This window comes from Clostridium sp. AM58-1XD, assembly GCF_003464085.1.
Classification (GTDB): domain Bacteria; phylum Bacillota; class Clostridia; order Lachnospirales; family Lachnospiraceae; genus Lachnoclostridium_A.
This window is the reverse complement of sequence record NZ_QSDR01000033.1, coordinates 1-25,859: the sequence shown is the minus strand read 5'-3', so window position 1 is coordinate 25,859 and position 25,859 is coordinate 1. Positions and strand designations below refer to the sequence as shown.

21 protein-coding genes and 1 pseudogene are annotated in these 25,859 nt (G+C 47.3%); 2 read left to right on the top strand and 20 right to left on the bottom strand.

The window, feature by feature from the left end; genetic code table 11:
* Positions 1 to 33: 33 nt before the first annotated feature.
* The 20 genes and pseudogenes from DXA13_RS17095 to DXA13_RS17000 all read right to left on the bottom strand — a co-directional run bounded on the left by DXA13_RS17095 (position 34) and on the right by DXA13_RS17000 (position 24,611).
* Entirely contained in the window at positions 34 to 1,098 is a 1,065-nt protein-coding gene (locus tag DXA13_RS17095; protein WP_118246290.1) for a sugar ABC transporter substrate-binding protein, read from the bottom strand.
* Between the two features lie 9 nt (positions 1,099 to 1,107).
* Positions 1,108 to 1,953 (bottom strand): MurR/RpiR family transcriptional regulator, encoded by an 846-nt coding sequence (locus tag DXA13_RS17090; protein ID WP_118246289.1) that lies wholly within the window; start codon positions 1,951 to 1,953, stop codon positions 1,108 to 1,110.
* Positions 1,954 to 2,436: 483 nt separating this feature from the next.
* A complete protein-coding gene (gene xylB / locus DXA13_RS17085) occupies positions 2,437 to 3,909 on the bottom strand; it encodes a xylulokinase (protein WP_118246288.1) in 1,473 nt (490 codons plus the stop codon).
* Between the two features lie 83 nt (positions 3,910 to 3,992).
* Positions 3,993 to 5,471, bottom strand: a complete 1,479-nt coding sequence (locus tag DXA13_RS17080) for an L-fucose/L-arabinose isomerase family protein (protein WP_118246287.1) — start codon at positions 5,469 to 5,471, stop codon at positions 3,993 to 3,995.
* A 79-nt stretch (positions 5,472 to 5,550) separates the two neighbouring features.
* Complete coding sequence (locus DXA13_RS17075; RefSeq protein ID WP_118246286.1) at positions 5,551 to 6,168, bottom strand: DUF4867 family protein; 618 nt, start codon at positions 6,166 to 6,168, stop codon at positions 5,551 to 5,553.
* A gap of 30 nt (positions 6,169 to 6,198) precedes the next feature.
* A complete protein-coding gene (mmsB, locus tag DXA13_RS17070) occupies positions 6,199 to 7,371 on the bottom strand; it encodes a multiple monosaccharide ABC transporter permease (protein WP_118246285.1) in 1,173 nt (390 codons plus the stop codon).
* 3 nt (positions 7,372 to 7,374) lie between these two features.
* Positions 7,375 to 8,913, bottom strand: a complete 1,539-nt coding sequence (gene mmsA, locus DXA13_RS17065; protein ID WP_118246284.1) for a multiple monosaccharide ABC transporter ATP-binding protein — start codon at positions 8,911 to 8,913, stop codon at positions 7,375 to 7,377.
* A gap of 77 nt (positions 8,914 to 8,990) precedes the next feature.
* Positions 8,991 to 10,157, bottom strand: coding sequence for a multiple monosaccharide ABC transporter substrate-binding protein (chvE, locus tag DXA13_RS17060; RefSeq protein WP_118246283.1), 1,167 nt, complete (start codon positions 10,155 to 10,157; stop codon positions 8,991 to 8,993).
* 274 nt (positions 10,158 to 10,431) lie between these two features.
* Complete coding sequence (locus tag DXA13_RS17055) at positions 10,432 to 11,490, bottom strand: substrate-binding domain-containing protein (RefSeq protein ID WP_118246282.1); 1,059 nt, start codon at positions 11,488 to 11,490, stop codon at positions 10,432 to 10,434.
* Positions 11,491 to 11,498: 8 nt separating this feature from the next.
* Positions 11,499 to 13,085: a helix-turn-helix domain-containing protein gene (locus DXA13_RS17050; protein ID WP_118246281.1), complete on the bottom strand. Its 1,587-nt coding sequence runs from the start codon at positions 13,083 to 13,085 to the stop codon at positions 11,499 to 11,501.
* Positions 13,060 to 14,586 (bottom strand): histidine kinase, encoded by a 1,527-nt coding sequence (locus tag DXA13_RS17045; RefSeq protein ID WP_118246280.1) that lies wholly within the window; start codon positions 14,584 to 14,586, stop codon positions 13,060 to 13,062. The genes DXA13_RS17050 and DXA13_RS17045 overlap by 26 nt, the downstream gene beginning before the upstream one ends.
* The gene (locus tag DXA13_RS17040; protein WP_118246279.1) at positions 14,568 to 15,617 is read right to left on the bottom strand and encodes a substrate-binding domain-containing protein; all 1,050 of its coding nucleotides are present in this window, start codon (positions 15,615 to 15,617) and stop codon (positions 14,568 to 14,570) included. The genes DXA13_RS17045 and DXA13_RS17040 overlap by 19 nt, the downstream gene beginning before the upstream one ends.
* A gap of 335 nt (positions 15,618 to 15,952) precedes the next feature.
* Positions 15,953 to 16,804 (bottom strand): class II fructose-bisphosphate aldolase, encoded by an 852-nt coding sequence (locus DXA13_RS17035; RefSeq protein ID WP_118246278.1) that lies wholly within the window; start codon positions 16,802 to 16,804, stop codon positions 15,953 to 15,955.
* Between the two features lie 12 nt (positions 16,805 to 16,816).
* Positions 16,817 to 17,137 (bottom strand): hypothetical protein, encoded by a 321-nt coding sequence (locus DXA13_RS17030; protein WP_118246277.1) that lies wholly within the window; start codon positions 17,135 to 17,137, stop codon positions 16,817 to 16,819.
* Between the two features lie 38 nt (positions 17,138 to 17,175).
* The gene (locus DXA13_RS17025; RefSeq protein ID WP_118246276.1) at positions 17,176 to 18,174 is read right to left on the bottom strand and encodes a dihydroxyacetone kinase subunit DhaK; all 999 of its coding nucleotides are present in this window, start codon (positions 18,172 to 18,174) and stop codon (positions 17,176 to 17,178) included.
* A 38-nt stretch (positions 18,175 to 18,212) separates the two neighbouring features.
* On the bottom strand, positions 18,213 to 18,836 hold the full coding sequence (locus DXA13_RS17020; protein ID WP_118246275.1) for a DAK2 domain-containing protein: 624 nt from the start codon (positions 18,834 to 18,836) through the stop codon (positions 18,213 to 18,215).
* A gap of 355 nt (positions 18,837 to 19,191) precedes the next feature.
* Complete coding sequence (locus tag DXA13_RS17015) at positions 19,192 to 20,130, bottom strand: sugar-binding domain-containing protein (RefSeq protein ID WP_118246274.1); 939 nt, start codon at positions 20,128 to 20,130, stop codon at positions 19,192 to 19,194.
* A 376-nt stretch (positions 20,131 to 20,506) separates the two neighbouring features.
* Positions 20,507 to 21,913, bottom strand: a complete 1,407-nt coding sequence (locus DXA13_RS17010; RefSeq protein ID WP_118246273.1) for a glycoside hydrolase family 32 protein — start codon at positions 21,911 to 21,913, stop codon at positions 20,507 to 20,509.
* Between the two features lie 10 nt (positions 21,914 to 21,923).
* Positions 21,924 to 23,306: pseudogene (locus tag DXA13_RS17005) on the bottom strand (PTS transporter subunit EIIC); the annotation flags it as partial.
* 276 nt (positions 23,307 to 23,582) lie between these two features.
* Entirely contained in the window at positions 23,583 to 24,611 is a 1,029-nt protein-coding gene (locus DXA13_RS17000) for a LacI family DNA-binding transcriptional regulator (protein ID WP_118246272.1), read from the bottom strand.
* Between the two features lie 248 nt (positions 24,612 to 24,859).
* On the opposite strand from DXA13_RS17000, the gene DXA13_RS16995 reads away from it, so the two are divergent.
* Together DXA13_RS16995 and DXA13_RS16990 are read left to right on the top strand one after the other, a co-directional pair.
* Positions 24,860 to 25,396 carry a CarD family transcriptional regulator gene (locus tag DXA13_RS16995; RefSeq protein WP_118246271.1) on the top strand — a complete coding sequence of 179 codons (537 nt, stop codon included), beginning with the start codon at positions 24,860 to 24,862 and terminating at the stop codon, positions 25,394 to 25,396.
* A 2-nt stretch (positions 25,397 to 25,398) separates the two neighbouring features.
* Entirely contained in the window at positions 25,399 to 25,797 is a 399-nt protein-coding gene (locus tag DXA13_RS16990; protein ID WP_118246270.1) for a hypothetical protein, read from the top strand.
* Positions 25,798 to 25,859 lie beyond the last annotated feature (62 nt).

The following is a 25,859-nucleotide window of genomic DNA, read 5'->3' as shown; positions in this document are numbered from 1 at the left end:
CTGCACCTTTGCAGCGCCCCCAAATAAATGAAATTATTCGACCGCTTTAAATGTTCCGTCCAGAACATCCTGCTTCGGCACCGGCTTATAGTTGAGCATTTCGATCTGCTGTTCGCTCGGGATGCCTTCTGTTGCATATTTATATAAAATCTGCGCACAGTTATATCCGCCTACATATGGTTCCAAATCTACCGTACCTCTGTAAATGCTGTCTTCCTGTCCGATGTATTCGATCGCTTCTGCCGTTGCATCTCCTGAAAATACCGCCTTGTCGTCGCCGGTCATTCCTGCATTGACCATGGCCTGATATCCGCCGATAGCGCCGGAGTCATTCGTTCCTACGACTACGTTGAGGTCCGGCGTCTGTGCCAGCACGGATTCGATAATCTTCATGCCGCCTTCCAGCGTATCCCCTGCCTGTCTCGCTACGATTTCCACGTCCGGACAGATTTCCTTAATCGCTTCCTCTACACCGTCTCCTCTTGCAATCACGGATTCCACGTTGTCCTGAGAAATAATCGCAACCTTCGCCTTGCCGCCCAGGTTGTCCCTGATCCACTCGCCTGCCTGGGTTCCGATTGAATGGCCGTAATCATACTCTTTCATGCCGTAAATAAGATTGACGTTATCCTGCTGCTGGGCGATCGTAGCTGTCGCCCCCCCCTGCTTTTTAGCCTGTTCCACGATATCCCATGTGGCATTTGGATCAATCGGAGTGAATACAAATCCGCTGTATTTGTCATTTACAAGACTTTCCAGTGAAGACACCTGCTTATCCACCTTATATTCGGAATCGATGGTGATAAATTCACATCCCAGATCCTTGCATGCCGCTTCAAATCCCTTTTTAACCGTTGCGTTCCAGGGATTTGCCAGGTTCATACTGACATACGCCAGTTTCACTGATTTCGGGTCCGTCGTTTTGCCTTCCTCTGCTTTTTCTTCTGTTTTTTCCTCTGTCGTTTCTCCTCCTGCCGCCGGCGCTTCCGTCTTTGCCGCCGTCGTTTCAGCTGCCGGTTCCTTGCCTTCCGTAGAACAGCCTGTCATGCCTGCTGCCAGTAAAAGTCCCAATCCCATACATAATAATCTTTTTTTCATGTTATCCTCCTAAATTTTATTACAGTCAATTGCATTCTGTACTCTCTTTAAATACCTGCTCATGTTCTGCTTCTGCCCGCACTTTGTGATGTACCCAAGATACAGTGCATCTAATATTGCCTGGTCTGAAACCCTCCGTGTCACCTTGTCCCTGCCTACCGTCAAATCGCTGATTGATGTAAACAGGTTGATATCCGTATATTTCAGCATGGGGGATTTATTCATTTTCGTAATGCAAATGATTGTAGCCCCCATCTCCTTCGCAACCTTCACAGCGTTGACGATATTCCGCGAACGCCCTTCATATGACACGGCAAATGCCACGTCGTCAGGCTTTAAATTCGATGCTGCAATCAGCTGGAGCATCACGTCGCTGTGGGCGCTCCCTTCAATTCCCAGCCTGCTGAATTTCATATAAGCCAGCTGGCATACGGAAAAGGCGTCTCCCGTTCCGAAAAAGTGAATTGCTTTTGCCTTCAACATGGCCGCCAAAGCCCTGTCATAGTTGTCCGTTGCAAGTGACAGCGTATCGTTGAGCGTCTGAATATTGCTCTGAAATACCTTCTTCAGTATTGTCCTCATGTCGTCATGATCTTTAATTTCTTCTGACTGTACCTCATCCCCTTCTTTAACCGCTTTCATAAAGGCGTGTTTTAATTCCGTATAGCCGTTAAAACCCATCCTTCTGCAAAAACGGATAATTGACGCTTCGCTGCTCCCTGTTTCTCTTGCCATCGCCGCCAGCGTAAGGTCGGTGATCGCTTCCGGATTTTCCAAAAGTTCTTCCGCAACGATCTTCTCCGCTCTTGGCAGAGACGGCAGCTGAAACTTGATCCGTACCAGTAAATCGTTCATTTTCCTCCTCCATTTTTGCCGTTGTCTATGAAGTAATTTTATGTTTTCATTATATATTCGCTCCATAGTGAAGTAAATATTCCATATATTTTTCAGCATTTCACCCTGTTTTTTCACATATTTGATATGTATTTCGCTTAATTTATTATGTAATTTATACAATCAAATCAATTTTTCACTTCATTTATAAAATTTATTTCCGGCGTAATACTTCAGTTTTATATATCGATCTGCCGCAATACGGTAAAAGAACAAGGTCTTTCCCAGAATAAGAAATAGTCCCGCTCGCGGGATTCTCCGCCTGCGGCGGGTCGCTTCAGCGGCATCATTCCTTACCGCCGCAGGGCGACCCTGCCCGGAGGGCTTTTTTTACATAGGATAGTTCGGAGAACTCTCCTATGTAAAAAAAAGCCGCCGTACCGGTAAGTTTCTCACCGATACGGCAGCTTTTATTCCACGCTTTTATTTCATGCTCCTATACATTTATTCCGCTATTTTATCAAAGACTTCCTTTAATGCCGGATAAATCTCTGCAAAAACTCTGTATTTTTTTTCATACTTTTCAACCAGTTCCTGCTCTGGTTTCACCGTATCCACCACTTCTACAATCGCCTCGGCAGCTTTTTCTACAGAAGCAAATTCACCGCAGGCAACCGCCGCCAGCATAGCCCCTCCTAAGGCAGGGCCTTCCTCCGACCGGATGATGTCTACTTCCATATTGAGGATGTTGGCAATCATTTTTTTCCACAAAGCGCTTTTGGCTCCGCCTCCGCAGATTGTCGTTCTCATTATGTTCAGTCCCTGCGCTCTGGCTACTTCCAGAGAATCTCTGATGGCGAAAGCTACGCCTTCCAATACGGCCTGAGTCATATCCTCTCTTGTACTGTCCATGGTCAGTCCGGTAAATGTTCCTCTGGCGTTCGGATTGTTATGAGGAGAACGCTCGCCCATCAGATATGGCAGAAAGAACACATGGTTCTCCCCCAGCCGTTTAATGCCGCTTTGTTCCCTGCGGTAATCCTTTGTCCCGATTATCTCGTCCATCCACCACTTGTTACAGGAAGCAGCGCTGAGCATGCAGCCCATCAGGTGGTAGTGGCCGTCTGCATGAGCAAATGCATGAAGAGCATTAGATTTGTCCACACAGAACTCACTGCTGGAAATAAAGATGGTACCGCTGGTTCCAAGAGAAATATTACATTTTCCGTTCCCTACGGTTCCTGTTCCGATAGCTGCCGCCGCATTATCTCCGGCTCCCGCCGCTACCGCACACGTTTCCGGCAGCCCCAGTTCTCCTGCCACATCCTTCTTTAAAGTGCCCGTCACCTGGAAACTTTCATAAAGCTTCGGAAGCTGATCTTTTGTTACACCGCAGATCTCCATCATTTCTTCCGACCAGCGGCGGTTCTTTACATCCATAAGAAGCATTCCTGATGCATCCGAATAATCAGAAGAATGTACGCCCGTCAGGCAGTAGGCAATATAATCCTTCGGCAGCATGATCTTTGCGATCTTTTTAAAGTTCTCCGGCTCGTTCTCTCTGATCCAGAGGATCTTTGGCGCCGTAAAGCCTGCAAAAGCGATATTAGCCGTATACTCAGACAGCCTGGTCCTGCCGATCACATGATTCAGATAATCCGTCTGTTTCTGGGTCCTTCCATCATTCCATAAAATCGCAGGACGGATTACCTGGTCCTCACGATCCAAAATGACAAGACCATGCATCTGCCCTCCAAAGCTGATGCCGGCGATCCGGCTCCTGTCAAATCCCTCTGTCAGCTCCCGGATTCCCTCTTTTGTCTCCTTCCACCAGTCCTGCGGATTCTGTTCCGACCAACCGGGATGAGGAAAATCAATCGGATATTCCCTTGTAACGATTTTTTCAATTGTTCCGGAACCATCCATCAATAGAAGCTTGACAGAAGAAGTTCCTAAATCCACGCCGATATAATACATTTCAAATCCCCCTGTTATTTTACGTTTCACGTCTTTCGCCGCTGCCTCGTCTTCTTATGTCTATCTTACAGGATCGCCGTCTCTTATGCAAAGGGATTTTCAGTCGGATACATCATTCCTTTTGGCTGGTTAAAGCCAATATCCTCCGCACCGAGATACTTAAATATTTCGAACAGCGCTTTTCCGTAATGGCCGAAGGCAACCGCGCCGTGATGAGGATAATTCTTCTCGATCAGAACGTGGCGGTAAAATCTTCCCATTTCCGGGATCGCAAAGATACCGATAGCGCCAAAGGAACGGGTTGCAGTAGGAAGGACCTCCCCCTGTGCCACATACGCCCTCAACTGGCAGTCCGCCGTACTTTGAAGGCGGAAGAATGTAATATCTCCAGGCACGATATCCCCTTCCAACGTTCCCTGTGTCACTTCCTCCGGCAGAGCTCTCGCCATAATCATCTGATATTTCATGGAGCAGGACGAAAGTTTGCTGGAACACGTATTTCCACAGTGGAATCCCATAAAAGTGTCTTTGTGAGTATAATCGAATTTTCCCTTAATCTCTTTTTCATACATATCGGCAGGAACGCTGTTGTTGATATCCAGAAGGGTCACCGCATCCTGGCTGACGCACGTTCCGATAAACTCGCTCAGCGCTCCGTAAATGTCTACCTCACAGGAAACAGGAATTCCCCTGCCTGTCAGGCGGCTGTTGACATAACATGGAACAAAGCCGAACTGTGTCTGGAATGCAGGCCAGCATTTTCCTGCGATGGCAACATACTTCCTGTATCCCTTATGGGCTTCAATCCAGTCAAGGAGCGTCAGCTCATACTGGGCCAGCTTCGGAAGGATTTCCGGCTTCCTGTTTCCTTCTCCCAGCTCTGCTTCCATATCCTTTACTACTTCCGGGATTCTGGGATCGTCCGCATGATGATTAAACGCTTCAAACAGGTCCAGTTCGGAGTTTTCTTCGATCTCGACTCCCAGGTTATAAAGCTGCTTAATGGGAGCGTTGCAGGCCAGGAAATTTAACGGTCTCGGGCCGAAGCTGATAATCTTCAGACTGGACAGGCCCACCATCGTCCTTGCAATTGGAAGGAATTCCTCGATCATGTCCGCACATTCTTCCGCCGTTCCCACCGGGTATTCCGGAATATAAGCCTTAATATTGCGCAGCTTCAAATTATAGCTGGCATTCAGCATGCCGCAGTATGCGTCGCCCCTGCCCTGAATCAGGTTGTCTCCGCTCTCTTCTGCCGCGGCAATGAACATCACCGGACCGTCAAAGTGTTTAGCCAGAAGTGTTTCTGAAATCTCCGGACCGAAATTGCCCAGATAAACCGCCAGGGCATTGCAGCCTGCGGCCTTTATGTCTTCCAGGGCCTGAACCATGTGGATTTCACTTTCCACGATGCAGACCGGACATTCGTAAATATTTGTTTCATCATATTTGTTCCTATAAGCTTCAACTAGAGCCTTTCTTCTGTTTACGGACAGGCTTTCCGGGAAACAGTCCCGGCTGACTGCCACAACACCAACTTTTATTTCTGGAATATTGTTCATATTATCTCTATCCTCCATTTTTGTTCGGTTACGGGACCTTACGCGTAACCGGCCCCGCCTGATTATAAATTTTTAAGTATTAATCGATCGACAGATTTTCCCCCTTCAGCCCGATAAAAGCCCGCTCTGAAAGTCCGCCTTCCGGATGGCCGATCAGCCATTTATTCCTCGCCAGAAGCAGCCTGTCTTCTGCCGTCACATGCCTTTCTTCAACATCCGTATTCGTATTCTTTGGAAGGATTATCACACAGCGGAATCCCTCGTCATTTACATGACAGGGCGCATAGTGAAGAGTTGTTGCGTATACCTCGATCACCGTTCCCGCCGGAACGAGAAACGCTTCCATGTTAGAAGTGTCATATGTAAAATCATCTTCGATATCCTGCTGTTTTCCCAATATCAGCACCAGATCATCTGCAGCAATATTGATCTCCGAATCTCTGTGGTACTCAACCGCATTGAGTTTTTTGTTATGGCCGTTGCAGTACCCCAGCTGAACAGGCATGCCTCCGTACAGGCTTTCTGCCGCAGTTTTGGCGTTCACACAGGCTTCCAGTCCTTCGTCGGAAGCTGTGTAAACGACATCATCCGGCACAGGTGTTTTTTCCATGGCTTTCAGAATATCTTCGCATGGAAAATCCGCAATAATTCTTCCGTATGGGGCAAATGCCTTGTCTGCCACATTCTGAACTTTCATATCTTCTATTCCTCCGATTCCAGTATTCTTTTACTTCACAATAAAGGATTTTCTCTTGCTGACTACGTCGAAAATTACAGCTGCCAGAAGAACTCCGCCTTTTACCACCTTCTGAAGGTTCTGATCCACGCCCATGATGCTCATGCCCAGGTTGAGAACGCCCATCAGAGTAGCGCCGACAATAACTCCCGGTACCGTACCCACGCCGCCGTAAGCGGAAGCCCCGCCGATAAAGCAGGCGCCGATCGCGTCCATTTCATAGCTGTTTCCCGCTGTCGGATTTGCTGAATTCAGGCGGGCTACTGTTATCATGCCTGCTACTGCCGCCAGAAGTCCCATGTTTAAATACGCCTGAAAGTAAACCAGATTTGTATTGATACCGGAAAGCTTTGTTGCTTTCTCATTGCCGCCGACCGCATAGAAATAACGGCCTGCCGTCGTCCTGGAAGCGATGTAGCTGTAAATGCCGATTATCACCGCTACCCATACAAGCGAATTCGGAATTCCCTTATACTGGGCCAGACGGAACATAAACGCCAGTACGACTGCACAGATGACAAACAGTTTAACAACCGCACCGGTAAGAGGTTCAACGCGGTAACCTTTTGCCTGTTTTCTCTTTCTTCCTGCAAATACGATAAAGATATAAACGGCGCAGGCCAGAATTCCCGCTCCGAAACAGGTAATGTTGAATCCGTTTCCGCCGAAGAAATCAGGAACGTAGTTATTGAAAAGCTTTAAAAATCCTTCCGGAACAGGGGACAGCGTCATACCCTGAAGCACTACGTTGGAAAGTCCCCGGAACATAAGCATGCCTGCCAGAGTTACGATAAACGGTGGGATCCGCACATAGGCGATCCAGAAGCCCTGCCATGCACCTACTAAAATTCCGATCACAGCCATCGCTACAATCGTAACATAGGGGTTGAATCCGTTTTCGATCATCATCTTTCCGCCGATAGCGCCTACAAAACACACGACAGAACCGACGGAAAGGTCGATATTGCCGCCGGTAAGAATACAGAACAGCATGCCGGTCGCCAGGACAAATACATACGCATTCTGCGCAATCAGGTTGTTTACATTCTGAGGCAGCAGCATTTTTCCGCCTGTCTTTGCAGTAAACAGAATAATTATCACTGCCAGAACAATGACCATTGTATACTTTTTAAACACTTCAGAAATTTTGATTTTATTTTCCATGGTTTATTCTCCTTTATCTGATTTAAGAATACACGCCATAATGGACTGCTGCGTCGCCTCTTCCGCCTTCATCTGGCCCGCGATTTTTCCTTCATTCATAACGTATATCCGATCGGACATTCCTAAAACTTCAGGAAGCTCCGAAGAAATCATCACAACCGATTTTCCGGAGGCTACAAGGTCATTGATAATACAGTAAATCTCATACTTGGCCCCTACGTCAATGCCTCTTGTAGGCTCGTCCAAAATCAGAATATCCGGCTCAGTAAACATCCATTTTGCCAGAAGGACTTTCTGCTGGTTGCCGCCGCTCAAATTCCCGACATTTTGTTCCACGCCGGCACATTTCGTCTTCAGTTTTTCACGGTAGTCATCCGCAACAGCAAACTCCCTGTCATGATCGATAATTCCGTTCGTACTTACTGCCTTCATATTTGCAAGGGTGGTATTGGTTTTAATTGGATTGCTTAAAATCAGACCATTGCCTTTTCTGTCCTCGGTTACGTAGGCCAGCTTATGTTTAATCGCATCTTCTACGGAATGAAGCTTTGCTTCTTTTCCATGAATAAACAGCTGTCCGCTGATATTGGTCCCATAACTTTTTCCGAAAATACTCATTGCGAGCTCTGTTCTTCCCGCGCCCATCAGCCCGCAGATTCCAACGACCTCGCCTTTTCTGATATTCAGTGAAACATTGTCCACTACTTTCCTGTCCGAATATAAAGGATGGTAAACCGTCCAGTTCTTTACTTCCATAGCCACATCGCCGATCTTTACATCGGGGCGTTTTGGAAAACGGTCGGTCAGTTCCCGTCCGACCATTCCCTGTATGATTCTGTCTTCTGATATATCGTCTTTTGCCTTGTCCAGGGTTTCAATCGTAGAACCGTCGCGGATAACCGTAATCTTATCGGCGACATATGCGATCTCGTTCAGTTTATGTGAAATAATAATGGATGTCATACCTTCGGCCTTGAACTTCAGCAAAAGTTCCAGAAGTGCCTTGGAATCGTCTTCGTTAAGGGAAGCGGTCGGCTCGTCCAGAATGAGAAGTTTTGCATGTTTTGCCAGTGCTTTTGCGATTTCTACAAGCTGCTGCTTGCCTACTCCAATGTCTTTAATCAGAGTGTGGGACGATTCCTTCAGGCCTACGATTTCCAGATATTTATCGGCTTCGCCGTAGGTCTCGTTCCAGTTGATGCTGCAGCTTCTTCCTCTTTCATTTCCCAGGTACATATTTTCGCCGATGGACATATAGGGAATCAGCGCCAGCTCCTGATGGATAATAACAATTCCCTTTTCCTCGCTGTCGCTGATCTTGTTGAATTTACACACCTCTCCGTTATAAATAATGTCTCCCTCATAGGAGCCGTATGGATAAATACCGCTGAGCACGTTCATCAATGTGGATTTTCCCGCTCCGTTCTCACCGACAAGAGCATGAATTTCTCCTTCTTCCACCTGCAGATTTACATTATCAAGGGCCTTTACGCCTGGGAAGGTTTTTACAATATTCTTCATTTCCAGAAGTATTTTTGCCAATCTGTTCCCCTCCTAACTGATGGTGCAGGGGGTATGGAACCTCCTGCACTCAATTGATGAATCTTCTATACTGTCAATTACTTTAACTGATCCTCTGTATAGTAGCCGGAATCAATCAGCATTTCTTTGTAGTTTTCTGTCGTAACGACTACCGGCTCGCAGAGGTATGTCGGAATCACGCCGGTGCCGTTGTCGTAGGACTCGGTATCGTTGACTTCTGCTTCGCCGCCCTGCATAACTGCGTCTACCATATTTACCACCTGAGAAGCCAGAGTTCTTGTATCTTTAAATACGGACATTGCCTGTTTTCCTGCTACCAGGTTCTTTACATTGGCAATATCGCAGTCCTGTCCGGTGATGATCGGATATTCACCTGTATAAGAAGAAGCCAGAGCATTTTCTACGCCAAGTGCAGTAGAATCGTTAGAGCAAAGAACTGCATTAAGAGTTGTTCCGTCTGAATAGTTGCCTGCAATAATCGTGTCCATTCTGTTCTGTGCCTTCTCAGAATCCCAGTTTGCTGTTGCCACCTGCTCAAAAGCGGTCTGACCGGATTTTACAACCAGTTTACCGGAATCGATGTAAGGCTGAAGGACATCCATCGCTCCTCCAAAGAAGAATACACAGTTATTGTCTGCCGGGTCACCTGTGAACAGTTCGATATTAAACGGGCCATCCTGGTTTTCCAGATCCAGAGCCTGTACCAGATATTCACCCTGCTTCTGTCCTACCATGTAATTATCAAAGGTAGCATAGTATGTAACAGCGTCCGAATTCATAAGCAGACGGTCATAGGAAATAACAGGAATTCCTGCTTCTTTCGCCTGGCTTAACGGCTCTCCTAGAGAACTTCCGTCAATGGAAGCGACTACCAGAAGTTCGCATCCGTTCGAAATCATATTCTCTACCTGTGACACCTGTGTCTGGACATCATTGGAAGCATACTGTAAGTCTACCTGATATCCTGCCGCTTCCAGCTCAGCTTTCATGTTGGATCCGTCCTGGTTCCATCTCTGCAGATCCTTGGTCGGCATTGCAACACCTATCAGATGGGAACCGCCTTCTGCCGGTTTTGCCGCCTCGCCTTCTGCCTCGCTTCCTGCCGCCTCGCTGCCTGCCGCTTCACTTCCTGCCGCCTGTGTTGCTGCTGCGTCTGCCGCTCCCTTATCCGACGAGCCGCATCCGGTTGCCATACCCATAACCATAGCCCCTGCCAGCATTGTTGCAATAAGTTTTCTTTTCATATCAAGTCCTCCTCCAAAATTTGGTTTCTTTTGATGGGTTTACTATATCACAACGCGTTCTGGACTTGCTTGTCACCTTACTGCACAGAAATGCCCAAATTAAAAAAATGCCCTGTCAAGCAGGACATTTTTGCTGTCAAATATATGCTATAATACGAAGGTGCCAAGGTCAGGAATCAGCTGTGCCACCGATACCAGATTCCGTTCCAGACGGTAGTCAGGTCCCCGCATCCGGTATCGATGGCAACGTTATATTCCTTTTTGTAACACCTTGCTATTCTCTTTTTTCTTCCTGGCTCACATTCAGATAGACGTCTTCTTTTGCATGAAAACCGCCGCTTATGATCACCTCGTCCATATTTTCTTTTGTCACAGGAACGGGCTTCAGTTCCAGATACGGCACATCATACGTCCCGTCGTCGACGGTCTTTGTCACATCGGAAATACCCTCGCCCATCGCCAGGCGATATGCGTATTCTGCCGCTATTCTGGCTTCTTCTTCCATCGACTTAAAAGCTGTCATCTCCTGGGTTCCGGCCATGATCCTCTGACAGGCGACGAGATCTCCATCCTGTCCGGTGAGCACGACCTTCCCCGCCAGGCGCTCTTCTGAAAGCCCGCGGAATACCTGGCTGGCAAGATCGTCGTTGCCGCAGATAATTCCCTTGACATTCCTTGTCCTTTTCAATCCCTTCTTCACATATGTATAGGCATTTTCCGCCAGCCAGCCTTCACAGTTGGCTTCATAAGCCACTCTCAGATTGCTCCCATCCAGTACGCCGTCGATTCCCTTTCGTATCAAAGCCACATTATCATCCGTCACCGGCCCCTGAATCAGAAAAATATCCCCGCCTTCCGGTATATTTTCAACCAGGCTTTCCGCCATAAGGCGTCCTACCATTTCATTGTCAAAGGATATGTGGAGATCTGCACCCGCGTTTTTGATCATACGGTCATAAGTAAGCGTCTTAATTCCCGCCTCCTTGGCCTTTCTCATGACTCCGGTAAGCGCCTCGCAGTCTCCTGCCACTACGACGATCACATCCATATTCTTTTCAATAAAATAATCGATTTGGGAGATCTGTTCCTGCACATCGCCGTTGGCATTCTGAACATTCACTTCACCCCCCAGCGCCTTCATTGTGGAGACAAAAACATCTCTGTCCCTTATCCATCTTTCTATCACAAACGAGTCAAAACTGAGCCCGATCTGCGGAACTTTTGTCTCCTGTTCTTCCGCTTTCGGCGCATCCGTTTCCATTGTTTTGCATCCTGACATGACTCCCGCACAGGCGATCCACACCGCTGCCCCTATACACAACCATTTTTTCATATACGCTCCTACCCTTCCCTGTATTCCGTGGGAGTAATCCCTTCATATTTCTTAAAAATACGGCTGAAATAATTCGGATCCCCGTATCCTGACATCACGCATACTTCTTTAATGCTGTAATCCGGATTCGCCAAAAGACGCCGTGCCTCTTTCATCCTGACCGATGTAAGGTATTCGATAAACGTCTTACCCGTCTCCTGCTTAAAAAGACGGCTGAGATAGTATGGGCTTACGTCCACCATCCGTGATACTTCGTCAAGAGAAAGCTCCTTCTGATAATTTTCATCGATATAGTTCTTTACCCTGAAAACAAGGCTTTCCGACTCTTTTTCTCTGAGGCTTCCCATACTTTCGCACATCTTTGCGGTCTTACCCATAAACCAGCGGCGCAGCTCTTCAAATCCCGCGGCTTCCCGCACTTCTTTCATATAATTGTGCCTGTAGCGGAACCCGTATTTCATTCCTCCCTTCTGGAATCCCCTGTATTCCAGCTGCATAACAAGTTCCAGAACCTTAATTTCGATGTCCTCCCTGCAGTCACCATAATTTTTCACCATCCAGTCATAAATCTCTCCGGCACACCGGAGCGCCCCTGCCTTATCGGCCTTAACTCCCCTCTGGTAGTACTTGTTTTCCAGGTTGACCGGATATTCTCCCTCATATTCCTTATAACTGGGCAGATCCCTGAAGTGGACGACATGGCCTTCGCATTCCCTCAGGGCCGTAAGCGCTTCGTTATAGGATTCTTTCGCCTCCTCCATGGGCCTTACCGTTCCGATTCCCGCCCGGAAACGGCTGTCAATCCTGTTCTCCAGTTTATGAATCATATTTCTGGTTCTTGTGATCATTTCTACCCGTTCTTCATACTGAAAATTCTCCCGCTTCACCGGTATGTAAGCAACGACTCTGTTTCCCATAACAGAGCCTACGATGCAATCAAAATAATCTTTGATAATTTCACGGAGCTGCGGATAAAATCTGCTGGCTTTCACACTGACTCCAACGGCATTTGTCATGACGCCCTTTTCCTCACTGTCTCCAAACTCCAGCACGAGCAGGGAACAGAACTTATCTGTAATGTTGAGCATCTCCTCATAGCTTTCCTGATATATCTCCGTATCATCCTGAAGGATATTATAAATAAAGCCGCTTTCGATCATGGGTACGACAATTTCAAGCTTTTCCCTTATCCTTAAATCATCGCTCCTCTTCTTTCTTATATCGTCCACCTGATGCATGGCTCTCATACACACATCCAGGATCGTCTTTTTATTAACCGGTTTTGTCAGGTACTCCATTACGCCCAGATTCACAGCTTCCTGAGCATAGCCGAATTTATCAAAGGCAGAAATGATAACGATTACCATGGTTTTATTGGTCTGCCGTATTTCCTTGATCGCCTGGATTCCATTCAGACCCGGCATCTGTATGTCTACAAATGAAATATCCGGCCGGAAGCTCTCGGCCTGTTCCACAACGCCTCTTCCTGTCTTTACACACGTGATTTCACATTCGCTTCCGAAGTTGGATTCTATAATATGTTTTAAGGAATTCAGCATAATTCCCTCATCATCCGCCAATAAAATCCGGTACATCGTCTTTTCCCTCCTTTAAAGGAATCATAAGCGTTACCTCAGTCCCCTTATTTTCTCCCTCACTGGTAATACTCATAATGTCTTTGCAGTCATAGTACATTTCCAAACGGTTCCTTACATTATCCATGCCAATGCCTGTGGAACTGCCCTGGCGGCTTACGCCCTGCGGCGCTTCCCCTCTGTTTAATATTCTGCAAATGGTTTCACTGGACATCCCTTTTCCGTTATCCCTGACGGATATTTTTAAAATACCGTCCGAACGCTTTACAGTAAGAGAAATTTTTCCCTCCCAATCAATATTTCTGATGCCATGGTTTACGGCATTTTCCACAATCGGCTGAAGGATCATACTCGGCATGCGGATGCTTTCGGCGTCTTCATCAATATCCGCTTCATAGTGGATATCTCCATCAAACCGGACGTTAAGAATATAGATATAATTCTCCACAGCTTCCACTTCTTCCCCCACCGCAGCGTCTTCCAGGCTTTTTTTAACATTATAGCGGAAAAAGTCCGCCATCCGTTCCAGAAATGTACATGTCTTTTCTGCGTCTTCCATAACCGCAAGCTGGGCGCCTGCATTGAGGGAATTAAAAAGGAAATGGGGATTGATCTGGGACTGGAGATATTTCAACTGGGCTTCCTTTAAATGGGTTTCCATCAGAAGCTCCTTTTCCATCATCTTCTGCTCTTTTTCCGCGCTTTCCCTGATTCTCCCTACGTATTCCTCCAGGCTGGCAATCATCTTGTTAAATGTTCTGGTTAGAATTCCGATTTCATCTTCTGACCCGGTATCGGGCATTTTCAGATGAAAGCACCCCTGTCCTACCAGGTTTGCCGTATGGGCTAAGTTCGTAAGAGGATTGACAATATCTCTTGTAATCATCATCAATATGGAAATCCCGACCACCATCACGCAGATCAGAATCAAAGAGCTGACCACCTCCATATACTTTAATCCCTGCTGAAGTGTCAGATATCTGGCAGAGTTGTTACGAAACTGCAAGTTGTTAAGTTGTGATATGTAATCGTTGATGTACTGGTAATGCTTACTGGCCGTTTCGTAGCAGTCCTTATATTTTTCTACATTTCTGCCGCGTTTCGCCTGTACTGCTTCTGCAGCAATATCAAGATACGACTCCGACATATTTCTGATATTCCGTTCCAGTATTTTAATCGGATTATCAATCATTTTCTGGTTCAGGCCATGCAGGAGGTTTCTGTATTCCTGTTCGCTCCTATAGTAATTTTCCAGCGTTTCCGAACTTTGAATCGATATACAGCTGTACAGTCCCTGCTGAACTTCTTCCAGCGTATCGGAAAGCTCACTCAGATTAACATTGCTGGCATATACCGTATCCATCTTCTGGGTCGTTCTGTTTACCTGCCAGTAAATAAACAGATTGCTGGCAAACAGAGCCAGCGCCATCAGGGTAACCTCCATCAGAATCTTTTTCTCAAGAGGAAGCCTGTCCCAAAATTTTATTCCTCTGCGATCCATCTGTATCCCCCCAGTTTTTCTACATATGCGCCCAAATTTCCTCTGTTCACGAACTGCAGATCCACGCTGTAATATGAGTTTACACGGCCTTCCTTCAAATATTCTGCCAGAGCCTCCACGCTGTATCTGCCGATCTGATCGATGTCCACGATCATGGTCACAGGGATCCGTCCCCGTTTAATCGCTTCTATGATCTGTTCTGATTGATAGTATGCAATCAGCTGCACCTCTCCCACCATATTAAAGTCAATGACCGCCTGATACACAGCTTCCGTATCCGTCTCATTCATACATATAAAAACATCAGGAGGCCCCTGGGGGCTTTGAAAAATATTCCATATGGTTTCTTCCGCTTCAAAATTCCCCACGGAACCGATCTTCTGCTCTTCCACAGTAATCCGCTCCGGATGGCTGTCTTCCGTTACCAGAATATTGTTAATCTGATTTAATATCTGGGACTGGCTTCCGTCCACAGAGCTGTCATGAAGAAGCGCCATGACCCGCACCGGTTCCTCTCCTTCCGGCAAAAGTTTTAAAACCTGGCGGCCGTATTCCTGTCCCAGCTGATAGGAATTGATCCCCACATAGCTGACTCGTCTGCTGTTGGGGGCATCCTTTAAAATCGTCACAACAGGAATTCCCTTTTCCTGTGCTTCTTTAATCTTCCCTTCCAGTTTCCATTCACCTGTATACTCCAGGATAATCCCATCCACCTTGGCTGCAATTCCCATATCCATGAAATCCAGAGTCGTATATTCTGTGGATTTATTTTTTCCCCACAGTTCCAAAAGGACTTCCTGGTTCTCCGCCTCTTTTTTCATACTTTGAAATACATCCTGCCAGAAAGGCAGCTCCGAATTATCCACAATTGCGACGAAATGATATTTAAATGTCCTGACGTTCTCCAGATTATCAGCACCTATTTTGTCCAGAACATTGTCATAATAAGATCGTGTCAGAAAGGTGAGGAATCCGATAAAAAAGACGCCTAAAAAAAGCAATATGATTTTTCTGTCCGTTTTCCGTTTCACAGCCAGCCTCCTCCGTTTTCAATCCGCTCCGTTATAATATCCATCTTCTGGATATTATTCCATAGCCGCTCCGCGGCCATGGCCTCCGGCGGATTTTGGCGCCTGGCTTTCTGCGGTGAACGCAGAAACCAGCATGCGCTGATATAATATCCATCTTCTGGATATTATATCATACGGCGGCAAAATCACAAGGAGGATTACGTGTGGGCAGTTCAGGAGGCGGCCGGCAGAGCGGTATAAGAAAAACGCCGGATTTCCCGGCGGAATTTATTTCCGTCTGAAAATCCGGCATATTATCATGCTGTTGTTTCTTTCTTACTCATATTCTTATCGGATCATGCTCTTTCTTCCAGGGCAAACATCGCCATTGCGTTCAGAACATCCTCTTTCATTGCTTCTACGGCCGCATTTGCCAGGTCGTGGAAGTACTTGACTTCTCCCTTCTCTAGCAGCTTCTTTACTCCTTCCACTCCGGCGTGAGACATGTAGGAGAAGTAGTTGATTTTACGGATTCCGCAACGGATCGCTCTCTGGGTATCCTCCACGCTGATGCCGGAACCGCCGTGCATAACTAGGGGCACTCCCGTCATCTCTTTGATCTTTACGATCCGGTCAAAGTCCAGATTCGGCTTCGTCGTGTAGAAACCATGTACCGTGCCTACGGAAGCTGCCAGCGCGTCGATACCTGTTTCTTTTACATAACGGGCCGCCAGCTCCGGATCTGTATACGCAGAATCTGAGCTGTCGATCTTAAATTCCCGCCCCTCATGGCCTGTTACAATGCCGATTTCCGCTTCTACATTGGCTCCGTAGTCTCTAGCCATGGCAACCACTTCCCTTGTCATGCCGACATTTTCTTCGTATGACTTGGAAGAGCCGTCATACATAACCGCCGTAAATCCCAGGTCCAGAGCCATTTTTACATACTCCATATCCTCGCCGTGATCCAGCATCACGCAGACCGGTACTTTCGCTTCCTTCGCCATCCGGACCATGACAGGGCCGATGATGCGGATCGCCATCTCCGGCTCATGAAGCTGTGCATGCTGGATAATAACAGGTTCATTCCGCTCCTGCGCAGCGCAAAGCACCGCCATGAGTATTTCCAGATTAGGCGTATCAAATGCTCCGATACAGCACCGCTTCTCTTCTGCATACTGCAGTACGGTATTCATATTTACTAACATCGGCTACTCTCCTTATTTTTCTTCGTACAATTCGATAATTGCGTCATCCCAGAAAACAAATGCAAGGCGCACGCCGGGACCGCAGTCCATCGGTCCGCATATCACCCTCTGAGCCTGTTCCATATAATGGTCCAGATCATCTACCTTATATGCAACATGTGGCTGCTTGGACAGTATTTCCGGAAAAGGCGTCCCCTCTTCAAATTTGAGATACTCAATTTTAAAGTCATAATCATCTACATTGCTGACCCAAAATTTCATAGCCTCGTTATAAGTCATTCCCTCTTTTTTGTTCAGTACGGGAATGCCGATATGCATATATTCTGCTGCCATATGTATTTCCTCCTTTTATGCTATTTTTCATATTTATGCTATTTTTTCATATAAGGCGTACAGCATGGTGCATTCCAGTAATGAAGCAGTTCATCGTCCATTCTGGCCATAAACATCTGGAATCCGCCCTGTTCCTGCACAGTCAGAAGTTCTCCTACATAATTTGCCACGATTTCAATATTCTTTTCTTTCAAATAGGATACACATCTGCGGTAGATAATGAACAGTTCCATCAGCGTCGTGGCGCCTGTTCCATTGAGAATCAGCATGATCTTTTCCCCTTCTCTGATTCCCAGGTCTGCGATCAGTCCGTCCAGCATAATCTCAGCCGTCTCGTCAGCTGTCTTAAGCGGCTGACGTCCTCCTCCGCCCTCTCCATGCTGGCCCATGCCGATTTCCATCTCATCTTCTCCCAGGTCAGCCAGAAGGCTTCCTGTTGCAGGATGAGTCGCTCCCGTCACTGCCACGGCAAGGGTTGCCATATTGTCCGCAAAACGCTGCGCAACGGCCGCCACTTCTTCCAGGCTCTTTCCTTCTGCCGCAGCCGCTCCTGCGATCTTATAAGTCGGAATACAGCCTACAAGTCCGCGTCTGTCGTCAGAATTGGATCTGGGCGCATTTGCAATGTCTTCCTGCGTTACCACCTTGATCACATCCAGACCTTCTTTTGCGCACTTCTTCATGGTCAGATTGCCCGTCAGCATATCACCAGCATGATTCAGAACGATGTATAAGACGCCCTTTCCCTTATCCGCCATCTTGATCGCATCCACACATGCCTGCGGACCCGGAGCAGCAAAAATATCGCCTACTACGGAAATATCCACCATTCCGTCTCCAACAAAGCCGCTGATCGCCGGCTCATGGCCAGCCCCTCCCTGGGTAACGATGGTCACACGGTCTGCCTGATCCAGGTTTTTATTAATTACCATCCGCTCATCCCCTAGAATTACAAGGTCCTTGTGAGCCTCTGCAAATCCTTCCAGCAGTTCAGGTGTCAAATTCTCCGGATCATTAATAAATTTCTTCATCTTCATATCATCCTTCTCCTATTCTCATGATAAAATTGATTCCCCTAGTTTCTCAGACCCTTATACAGTCCCTTAAAAAATAATGACGTGCTGACCGCTCCTGCATCCGGAGTTCCAATCGTCTGTTCTTTGTAGCTTCTGGCCCTTCCGAACTTTGACACGTATTTTTCGCTTTCCCTTGCCCCTTTTTCTGCCGCTTCCGCTGCGGCCTTCAGAATCTCCAGAATATCATCCGGAGCCTCCTGCGCTGCCGCCACTGCAGGAATCAGCGCATCCATCATCGTCTTGTCTCCCACTTTTGCCTTGGTAATATCCTCCATGGCAGACAGGCTTCCGGCAAACATGGCTTTCAATCCGGCGGCGTCGACTGCGGCTCCGCCGGAAAGCGGTTCTGACAGGCCTCCAATCATCGTCCCGTACAGAGGTCCGGCACTGCCCCCTCCTATTTCCATAACGCTGTCGCCCAAATCCTCAAGGAATGTCTCAATGTCGTCATTTTCCCATCCGTCCAGGCTCCTTCCGATAAGACCTGCAATCTTTCCAATGGTCACACCGTGATCCCCGTCCCCAAAACGGGAATCAATCTCGCTGAGAAAATCCTTGTTCTCTTCCCATATTTGAGACACGCTGCGGAACATTCTGATTATCTCCGCCTTCAAAAGTAACATATGTAACCTCCTTTGCCATTTATTCTATCTCATGTAATAAGATTAGCCTATCATTCGTTCACATTATTGTCAATATATAGTCTTTATCTTCTCAATTTATAGCATTTTGCACAAAAAAAGCAGCATGCGCAGGCCTCAAAAGCCTTTTCCCATGCCGCCAAGGTTACTTATGTTACTTCTATCTTCCGAGAATGTTCTTGTGAAGTGTTAAAGTACTTGATTCCTGGAGAGTAAAAAGCGCTCCTCTATGGACAACGTGCCCCGCTTGATCGCGTACCGCGCCCGGCGCGAGAGGATGTTGCAAAAAGGAATAGAGCAATACGGATTCGACTTTTGTAACACCCTCTTTGTTCTTTTAGAGTTCCAAAACTGACTCGATCACATGTTCCGGCGCAATCAGATGGTTTACATAACCACTTCTGAGTACGCCATTCAGCGCTTTTGGTTTCGTGTTTGCGGAACAGATGCCTACCACATGGCGTACGCGCCTTAGCAGCTCCAGAGGAATCTGTATGGCGTAATCCGTATCGGAATGGATAATCGTTCCGTTACCATCTACAAAGTAATTGAGTATACGGCCAACCGCCTTCTGTTTAACGAGAAGGTCTCCATACCGCGCCTCCGACGCAAAATCAGGTACCGACGGAAAGTTTCCGATATTTACGAGAGCTGCGTCAAGGTGCTCCCAGGACTGGTATACCGTCCGATAATTTTCCAGTCCCATTGTCAGATTCAGCTCCTGCTCCGAAAGCACACTCGCTGGAGAATAGAGGAATTCCGGCTCCGCCTGGCTATGCTCTGCAATCACCCGCACCAGTTCATTGGAATGATAATTTTTAAGACCGACTCCGCCGTTTCCAATCAGCGGACAGACGTGCGTCCCAATCTTAACCTCACGGCCGCACGTTTCAATCCTGGATACGAGATCACCGATGATGTGGCCCCAGCCGATTCCGATCCGGTTCTGTCTTAAGCCTTCCAGATATCGGATCGCTCCGTCAGCCACAGCAGCATTCGTCAGCTGGTCGTTGCCGCCGTCCGCTGCAGCGGCCGCCCCCCACAGACCGTACTTCTTCCTCAGCTTTTCGATTGTCAGCTCTCCGGAACCCTGGTCTGTACCCGGAGGCTGGATCCGTATACGGACGATTCCCATATCCTTTGCCTGTTTAAGAAGTTTGCTGACCATCGGGCGTGATACTCCAAACTGTTTCGCAATTTCGTTCTGTGACATATCTTCTTCGTAATACAGCCTGGCTGCCTTTACCAGACGTTCGATTCTGCTGTCTTCCTTCATTTCTGCCGTAACCTCTATTCAGAAAATTTTACTGTTCTTTGAATGAGGGTGTTGCAAAAGTCGAATCCGCATTGGCGCCGATACCAGATTTCGTTCCAGGCAGTAGCCAAGTCATTACATCTGGTATCGGCAGCAATGCTATATTCCTTTTTCAGCATCCTCATATGATAGCTGCTTCGCACCCATCATAGCCTCCGGCGGATTTTAGCGCGCGGTTTTCTGCGGACATTATATCATAGAATCAAAATGATGTCGATTCAGAAAGATCCTCATGGATGCAAAAACAGCACATGAATCCACAGCAGATGTAATACCGGTCCGCGCCCGGAAATACAAATCCCGTTTTAATTCTGTGCTGTCTTTTTTCCTTTCACGTCTATCCCAGAGGATACATTACGGCTTCTTCCGCTCCATCCAGTTTCACAGTTCTCTCTGTCGGGTAATATCTGGTGCTCATAACTTTTTCTCCGTCATTTACAAACACCTCCATACAGGAAGCATCGATGAATACGTCCGCTTTTCTGCAGGAATCAAGCTGCATTCTCCTGACATCCCGGCCGCCTCCCGCCTCTCCTTTAAATGTCATTGCAAACAGCTTTTTGGCATTGTCCCAGGACAGCATAAGCCCTCCGGAAAATTCGGCTGCAAAGTCACTTCCGTTACCATTCTCAATCACGATTTCACAGTTTTTCAGATATTTTTCCTGAACGCCATGCTGAATAACCGTGGCCTTACCTCTCTTCTCCAGTATTTCTTCTGCCGGTTTCTGGTAAATGCGGCCATCCGTCCACTGGAGTACCCTTGGCAGGGTAAATGTATGCTGCCAGCCATATTCCAGTGTTTTGTTCTGGAATTTTGGCGTATCCGGCATTCCCATCCATCCGATGAGGATTCTTCTGCCTTTATCGTCCTCAAACGTCTGCGGCGCATAAAAGTCAAAACCATAATCCCATTCTTCAAAACCGTTCAGCCTATAGGATGCGTCCTCTTCTCCTTCAAACAGGAAATATCCGGATTGGTAAATATTTTGGAACCGGTGCATTTCATGGCTGACTCCCTGAGGCGAAACGGAAAGGATTTTCTGTCCGTCAAGCATAAAGAAATCAGGGCATTCCCACATATAACCGAATGGACGGTCCGTCGTAAACCGGTTCCTCAGCTTCCACGTTTTCTTGTCTTCGCTCTGGTAATACAGCACTTCACCATACTCCTTCCGGTTGCGTGCTCCCTGCACCATGTGATATATGCCGCCGTCCTTCCATACTTTCGGATCGCGGACATGGCAGGTACAGTCTGATGGATAATCCGAATTCTTCATAAGCCATTCCTTTTCTCCGAAATGGATGCCGTCATCCGAAGAAACCATCACCAGATTTCCCTGCCTGCCTTCCGTAATGTAGTCGAAATCTCCAGATTCCTTAATATTACCCGTGTAGAATAAAGTCATCCGGTTCCCTTCCACAAGGGCTGAACCGGAATAAACTCCATGACAGTCAAAAGGCTGGTCCGGACAGAGAGCCGCTCCCAGGTAATTCCAGGTGAACAGGTCTCTGCTCGCACTGTGTCCCCAGAATTTCAGCCCCCCTTCCGCATCAAACGGGGAATACTGAAAAAATCCATGATACATCCCCTGATAAAAGCACAGACCGTTAGGATCATTCAACCACCCTGTAGGAGGCGACAGGTGGAACGACGGACTCCATCCGTCCTCTTTTTTCCGCTTCTTCCCTACAGCTTCCGTCTTCTCTGTCAAAAGCATCAATTCTCTGTGCAAACTGTTCATATCATCATTCCTCCGGTTGATCCTTGTACATGATAAAGGAAAGAACGAATGCAACTCCTGCTGCAATCGCCATGGCAATTACGTACTGAAGCGGTCTGTGCAGGTGAAGCAGAATACCAAAGATTCCTGTAACACCTGTTCCCGTCGCTCCAAGGTGTACGATGGAGGCATACAGCGCTCCACATGCTCCTCCGATGGAGCCGGCGATAAACGGTTTTAAAAAGCGCAGGTTTACGCCAAAGATTGCCGGTTCCGTAATTCCCATGAACGCGCTGAGGGCAGATGGAAGTGCCAGCGATTTAATCCTGCCGCTTTTCGTTTTAAACGCTACAGCCAGCGCTGCGCCGCCCTGTGCCACGTTCGCCGCCGATGCGAGAGGAAGCCAGTAGGTAAATCCGTACTTCGCAATCTGTCCCAGGTCAATCACCGTATACATATGATGAATACCTGAAACGACTGTCGTCGCATATGCGCCGCCCATGACAAAGCTGCCAATTCCAAGCGGCAGTGCGATCAGCCACTGGACGCCGTCTAAAAGGCTGTTTTCTACAAAAACAAATACAGGGCCGATCACGGCAAGCGTAAGGTAGCCTGTAACAAATACGCTGACAAGGGGTGTAACAAACAAATCCAGCATAGCCGGCACAATTTTATGAAGTCTCTTTTCAATTACGGAAAGCACAAATACTGCAATAATTACTGGAATGACATGACCCTGATATCCTACCATATCCACAGAATACAGGCCGAAAAATACGGACTGTGTCGTATGTACGCCTTCTGCCGCTACCGTCCATGCATTCTGCAGGTTTGGATGAATCATAATCATACCGATGACTGCCCCGAGGAACGGATTTGCACCGAACACTCTGGCTGCGCTGAACGCAATCAGAATCGGCAGAAATACATATGCCACGTTGCTGAAAAGCACTGCAAACTGGTAAACAGAGCTGCCCGTATTAATGCTGAGAAAATTATTGTTTACCATGAAATTCATGGCTTCCATAATTCCCATCAGGAATCCGCTGGCTACGATTGCCGGAATAATCGGCACGAAGATGTCGCCCAGCGTCTTAATTCCCCTCATGAAGAAATTCTGCTTTGCAGCAGCAGCCTGTTTCACTTCTTCTTTGCTGCTCTCGCCCACGCCGGCCATGACGATAAATTCATCATAAACCTTGTTCACAACGCCAGTGCCCAGAATGATCTGGAGCTGGCCGGAGGCTTCAAAGGCCCCCTTCACCCCGTCGACGTTTTCAATCGCTTTCTTATCACATTTCGTATTGTCTGCAATCACAAGACGCAGTCTTGTTGCACAATGAGCGGCTGAAACCAGATTCTCCTTTCCTCCTATTTTTTCAAGTATCTGTTCCGCTGTTTTCCTGTAATCCATATGCTTCTCCTTTCTCTCCCTTTCCCCCGTCTTTCATTCTGCCGTTATTATGTGATATCGTTTTCATATTGATTCAAAAAAAATACGACATTTTTCAGGGAATTCTTCCATTATTTCTCTGCTTGCCACTTATGTCACACTCTTTATGCTTTGCTTAATTATGATATCGTTTTCATATTTCCAATTATAAATGTTCTTTGTTTCCATGTAAACCGTCATAGATAACAAATTTGATCCTTCTTTTTTATGCACTTCTCCCAAATCCTGCGTTTCGGCCTATACGGACTCCCTTTCTTTTACGGAAAATCCAAGCTGTATCCGTTTAATTACTTTTCCGCTGTCCTCGCTGCCGTCTCCTGTCTGTCCGCCTTCCGGAGTTCCTTCCCCCTCCAGAAGTTCCAGCATGAGTTTTGCAGCCTCCATCCCCCTCGTCATAAAATAATAGTGAGCCGTCGTCAGTTTCGGGCTGCAGATTCTCGACAGCTCCGTATTGCCGATCCCTACTATGCTGATATCGTCCGGTATGCGTTTTCCCGCTTCGCGGATCGCTTCCATCGCTCCGATTGCTATGGCATCCGTAGCACAGAAAAGTGCGTCTGTTTCCGGGTGGTCCGCCAGTATCCTTTCCGCACCTTTTTTACCGTCTGCAATTGCAAATCCGCACTCCTCGCAGAATACATCCGTTTTCTCATCCAGACCGCCTTCTCTCACTGCCGCCAGAAACCCGCGGAACCGTTCCTGTCCTGCCGCCTTATCTTTATTTGTCACAGACAGACAGCCAATTTTCTTTCTCCCTCTTTTTATAAGCAGCTCCGCCACTGATTTGGCCGCCTCAAAATCATTATTATATACACAGGAAACCTCTTTCGATTCCTGTCCGATCACCACGACAGGAACCGGAGCATTTTTCAGAAGCTCCCTGTGCCGTTTCGTCAGGAATGTGGCGATAAGAATAATTCCGTCTACCTGATGATTCTGAAAAAGGTTCAGATATTCGAGTTCCTTTTCCGCCTGGTTTTCCGTATCTGCCAGCAGAATCTGAAATCCGTCTTCTGAAAGTACGCGGCTGATTCCTGCAACCGTGCGGCTGGTAGAATCGGAATTGATTTTAGGCAGAATGACACCGATCAGTTTCGTCTTTCTGCTCCGCAGCATCTGAGCATGGGCGGAAGGAACAAAACCTGTCTTTTCAATCACCTCACGAATTGCCTTCCTCTTTTCTTCGCTTACGTAGCCGTTGTTCAAATATCTGGAAACGGCCGCATTGGAAACGCCGGCCAGCTTTGCAATCTCTTTTATCGTCATCGCGCACCTCTTTTTCATCAGTCTCTCTCACTACAGTATACTTCACAAATAGAATCTGAACAAGCCGAACATGCCGAAAATACAGGCATTCCAAACGACGAAATAAATTTTCCGCTTACATTTGTGCTAAATTTGTGTTAAACTATAAATACAGCGTGCAGTTCACAAGAACGATCGTCTATTTGGCGACCACGCTGTTTTACTTTACCTTTTTATGTCAGCTTCAAGTTTGTTTAGGAGGGAATTATATGTTTCAAAAAGGCAGCCTGGTAGTTTATGGGACGAATGGTGTATACCGAATTAACGATATCGGTGCGCCGCCTGACAGTTCCATTTCTGATAAGACGAGGCAGTATTATCAGCTTACTCCCGTCTTCGGAAGCGGAACCGTCTACATTCCAGTCGATACTAAATTGTTTATTCGCCCTGTTATGACAAGGGACGAAGCCCATCGCCTGATTGCCAGAATCCCGGAAATTAGCGAAGACACTTGCAGCAGCCGTATCCAGAGAGTAATGACCGAACAATACCGCACTTCTTTTGAATCCCACCGCAATGAGGATCTGGTTCGCCTGATCAAAACCATTTACGTGAAAAACCAGCAGCTCCGCCAGTATGGAAAACGGCCCTGCCGTACCGATGAACAGTTTAAACATAAAGCAGAAGAGCTTCTGTACGGAGAATTATCCGCAGTCCTGGATATCCCTTACGACCATGTAGAAAGCTATATAGAAAAAGAAATCAATCAACTAAACTCCCACGCAATGAAAGAAAGAGAGGAATAACCATGGATTTGCTGAACAAAAGGGCCATTCATCCCATTTTTGGAGAGGGAACCATAACTTCTATGGAGGGCAGCCATATCTCCGTCCTGTTCAATGAAAAAACAGGAGAAAAGAAGTTTTCCTATCCCCGTGTCTTCCAGAAGCATCTGGAGATGGCTGACAGCGAAGCTCAGAAATATGTATCCGGCCAGCTCCACGACATGCTGGATACTCTCGAAGCCGAACGGGCGCAGAAGGAAAAGGAGTTTCTGGAGGAGAACAGCCATAAACCGGCTGCCAGAGCTGCGGCCCGAAAAGCGGCTGTCAAAAAGTCTGCTCCCCGGAAAGCCTCTGCAAAAAAGCGGCTGCAGCACCCGATGCAGCTGCGGAAGATGTATCCGAGTCATAAGAATCATACGTAGAACCGGGCATGTCCTGAGACTGCCCATACGTAGAACCGGGCATGTCCTGAGACTGCCAAGGC

What these genes read in the sequence shown, in the direction of transcription:
- DXA13_RS17045 (WP_118246280.1), bottom strand. Translation starts at nt 14,586, where the DNA reads ATGGATCGCAGAGGAATAAAATTTTGGGACAGGCTTCCTCTTGAGAAA.
- DXA13_RS17020 (WP_118246275.1), bottom strand. Translation starts at nt 18,836, where the DNA reads ATGTTACTTTTGAAGGCGGAGATAATCAGAATGTTCCGCAGCGTGTCT.
- DXA13_RS17000 (WP_118246272.1), bottom strand. Translation starts at nt 24,611, where the DNA reads ATGACGATAAAAGAGATTGCAAAGCTGGCCGGCGTTTCCAATGCGGCC.
- DXA13_RS17090 (WP_118246289.1), bottom strand. Translation starts at nt 1,953, where the DNA reads ATGAACGATTTACTGGTACGGATCAAGTTTCAGCTGCCGTCTCTGCCA.
- DXA13_RS17075 (WP_118246286.1), bottom strand. Translation starts at nt 6,168, where the DNA reads ATGAAAGTTCAGAATGTGGCAGACAAGGCATTTGCCCCATACGGAAGA.
- DXA13_RS17080 (WP_118246287.1), bottom strand. Translation starts at nt 5,471, where the DNA reads ATGAACAATATTCCAGAAATAAAAGTTGGTGTTGTGGCAGTCAGCCGG.
- DXA13_RS17015 (WP_118246274.1), bottom strand. Translation starts at nt 20,130, where the DNA reads ATGAAGGAAGACAGCAGAATCGAACGTCTGGTAAAGGCAGCCAGGCTG.
- DXA13_RS16995 (WP_118246271.1), top strand. Translation starts at nt 24,860, where the DNA reads ATGTTTCAAAAAGGCAGCCTGGTAGTTTATGGGACGAATGGTGTATAC.
- xylB (WP_118246288.1), bottom strand. Translation starts at nt 3,909, where the DNA reads ATGTATTATATCGGCGTGGATTTAGGAACTTCTTCTGTCAAGCTTCTA.
- DXA13_RS17030 (WP_118246277.1), bottom strand. Translation starts at nt 17,137, where the DNA reads ATGGCAGCAGAATATATGCATATCGGCATTCCCGTACTGAACAAAAAA.
- DXA13_RS17095 (WP_118246290.1), bottom strand. Translation starts at nt 1,098, where the DNA reads ATGAAAAAAAGATTATTATGTATGGGATTGGGACTTTTACTGGCAGCA.
- DXA13_RS17035 (WP_118246278.1), bottom strand. Translation starts at nt 16,804, where the DNA reads ATGTTAGTAAATATGAATACCGTACTGCAGTATGCAGAAGAGAAGCGG.
- chvE (WP_118246283.1), bottom strand. Translation starts at nt 10,157, where the DNA reads ATGAAAAGAAAACTTATTGCAACAATGCTGGCAGGGGCTATGGTTATG.
- DXA13_RS17010 (WP_118246273.1), bottom strand. Translation starts at nt 21,913, where the DNA reads ATGAACAGTTTGCACAGAGAATTGATGCTTTTGACAGAGAAGACGGAA.
- DXA13_RS16990 (WP_118246270.1), top strand. Translation starts at nt 25,399, where the DNA reads ATGGATTTGCTGAACAAAAGGGCCATTCATCCCATTTTTGGAGAGGGA.
- DXA13_RS17050 (WP_118246281.1), bottom strand. Translation starts at nt 13,085, where the DNA reads ATGTACCGGATTTTATTGGCGGATGATGAGGGAATTATGCTGAATTCC.
- DXA13_RS17025 (WP_118246276.1), bottom strand. Translation starts at nt 18,174, where the DNA reads ATGAAGATGAAGAAATTTATTAATGATCCGGAGAATTTGACACCTGAA.
- DXA13_RS17055 (WP_118246282.1), bottom strand. Translation starts at nt 11,490, where the DNA reads ATGAAAAAATGGTTGTGTATAGGGGCAGCGGTGTGGATCGCCTGTGCG.
- mmsB (WP_118246285.1), bottom strand. Translation starts at nt 7,371, where the DNA reads ATGGAAAATAAAATCAAAATTTCTGAAGTGTTTAAAAAGTATACAATG.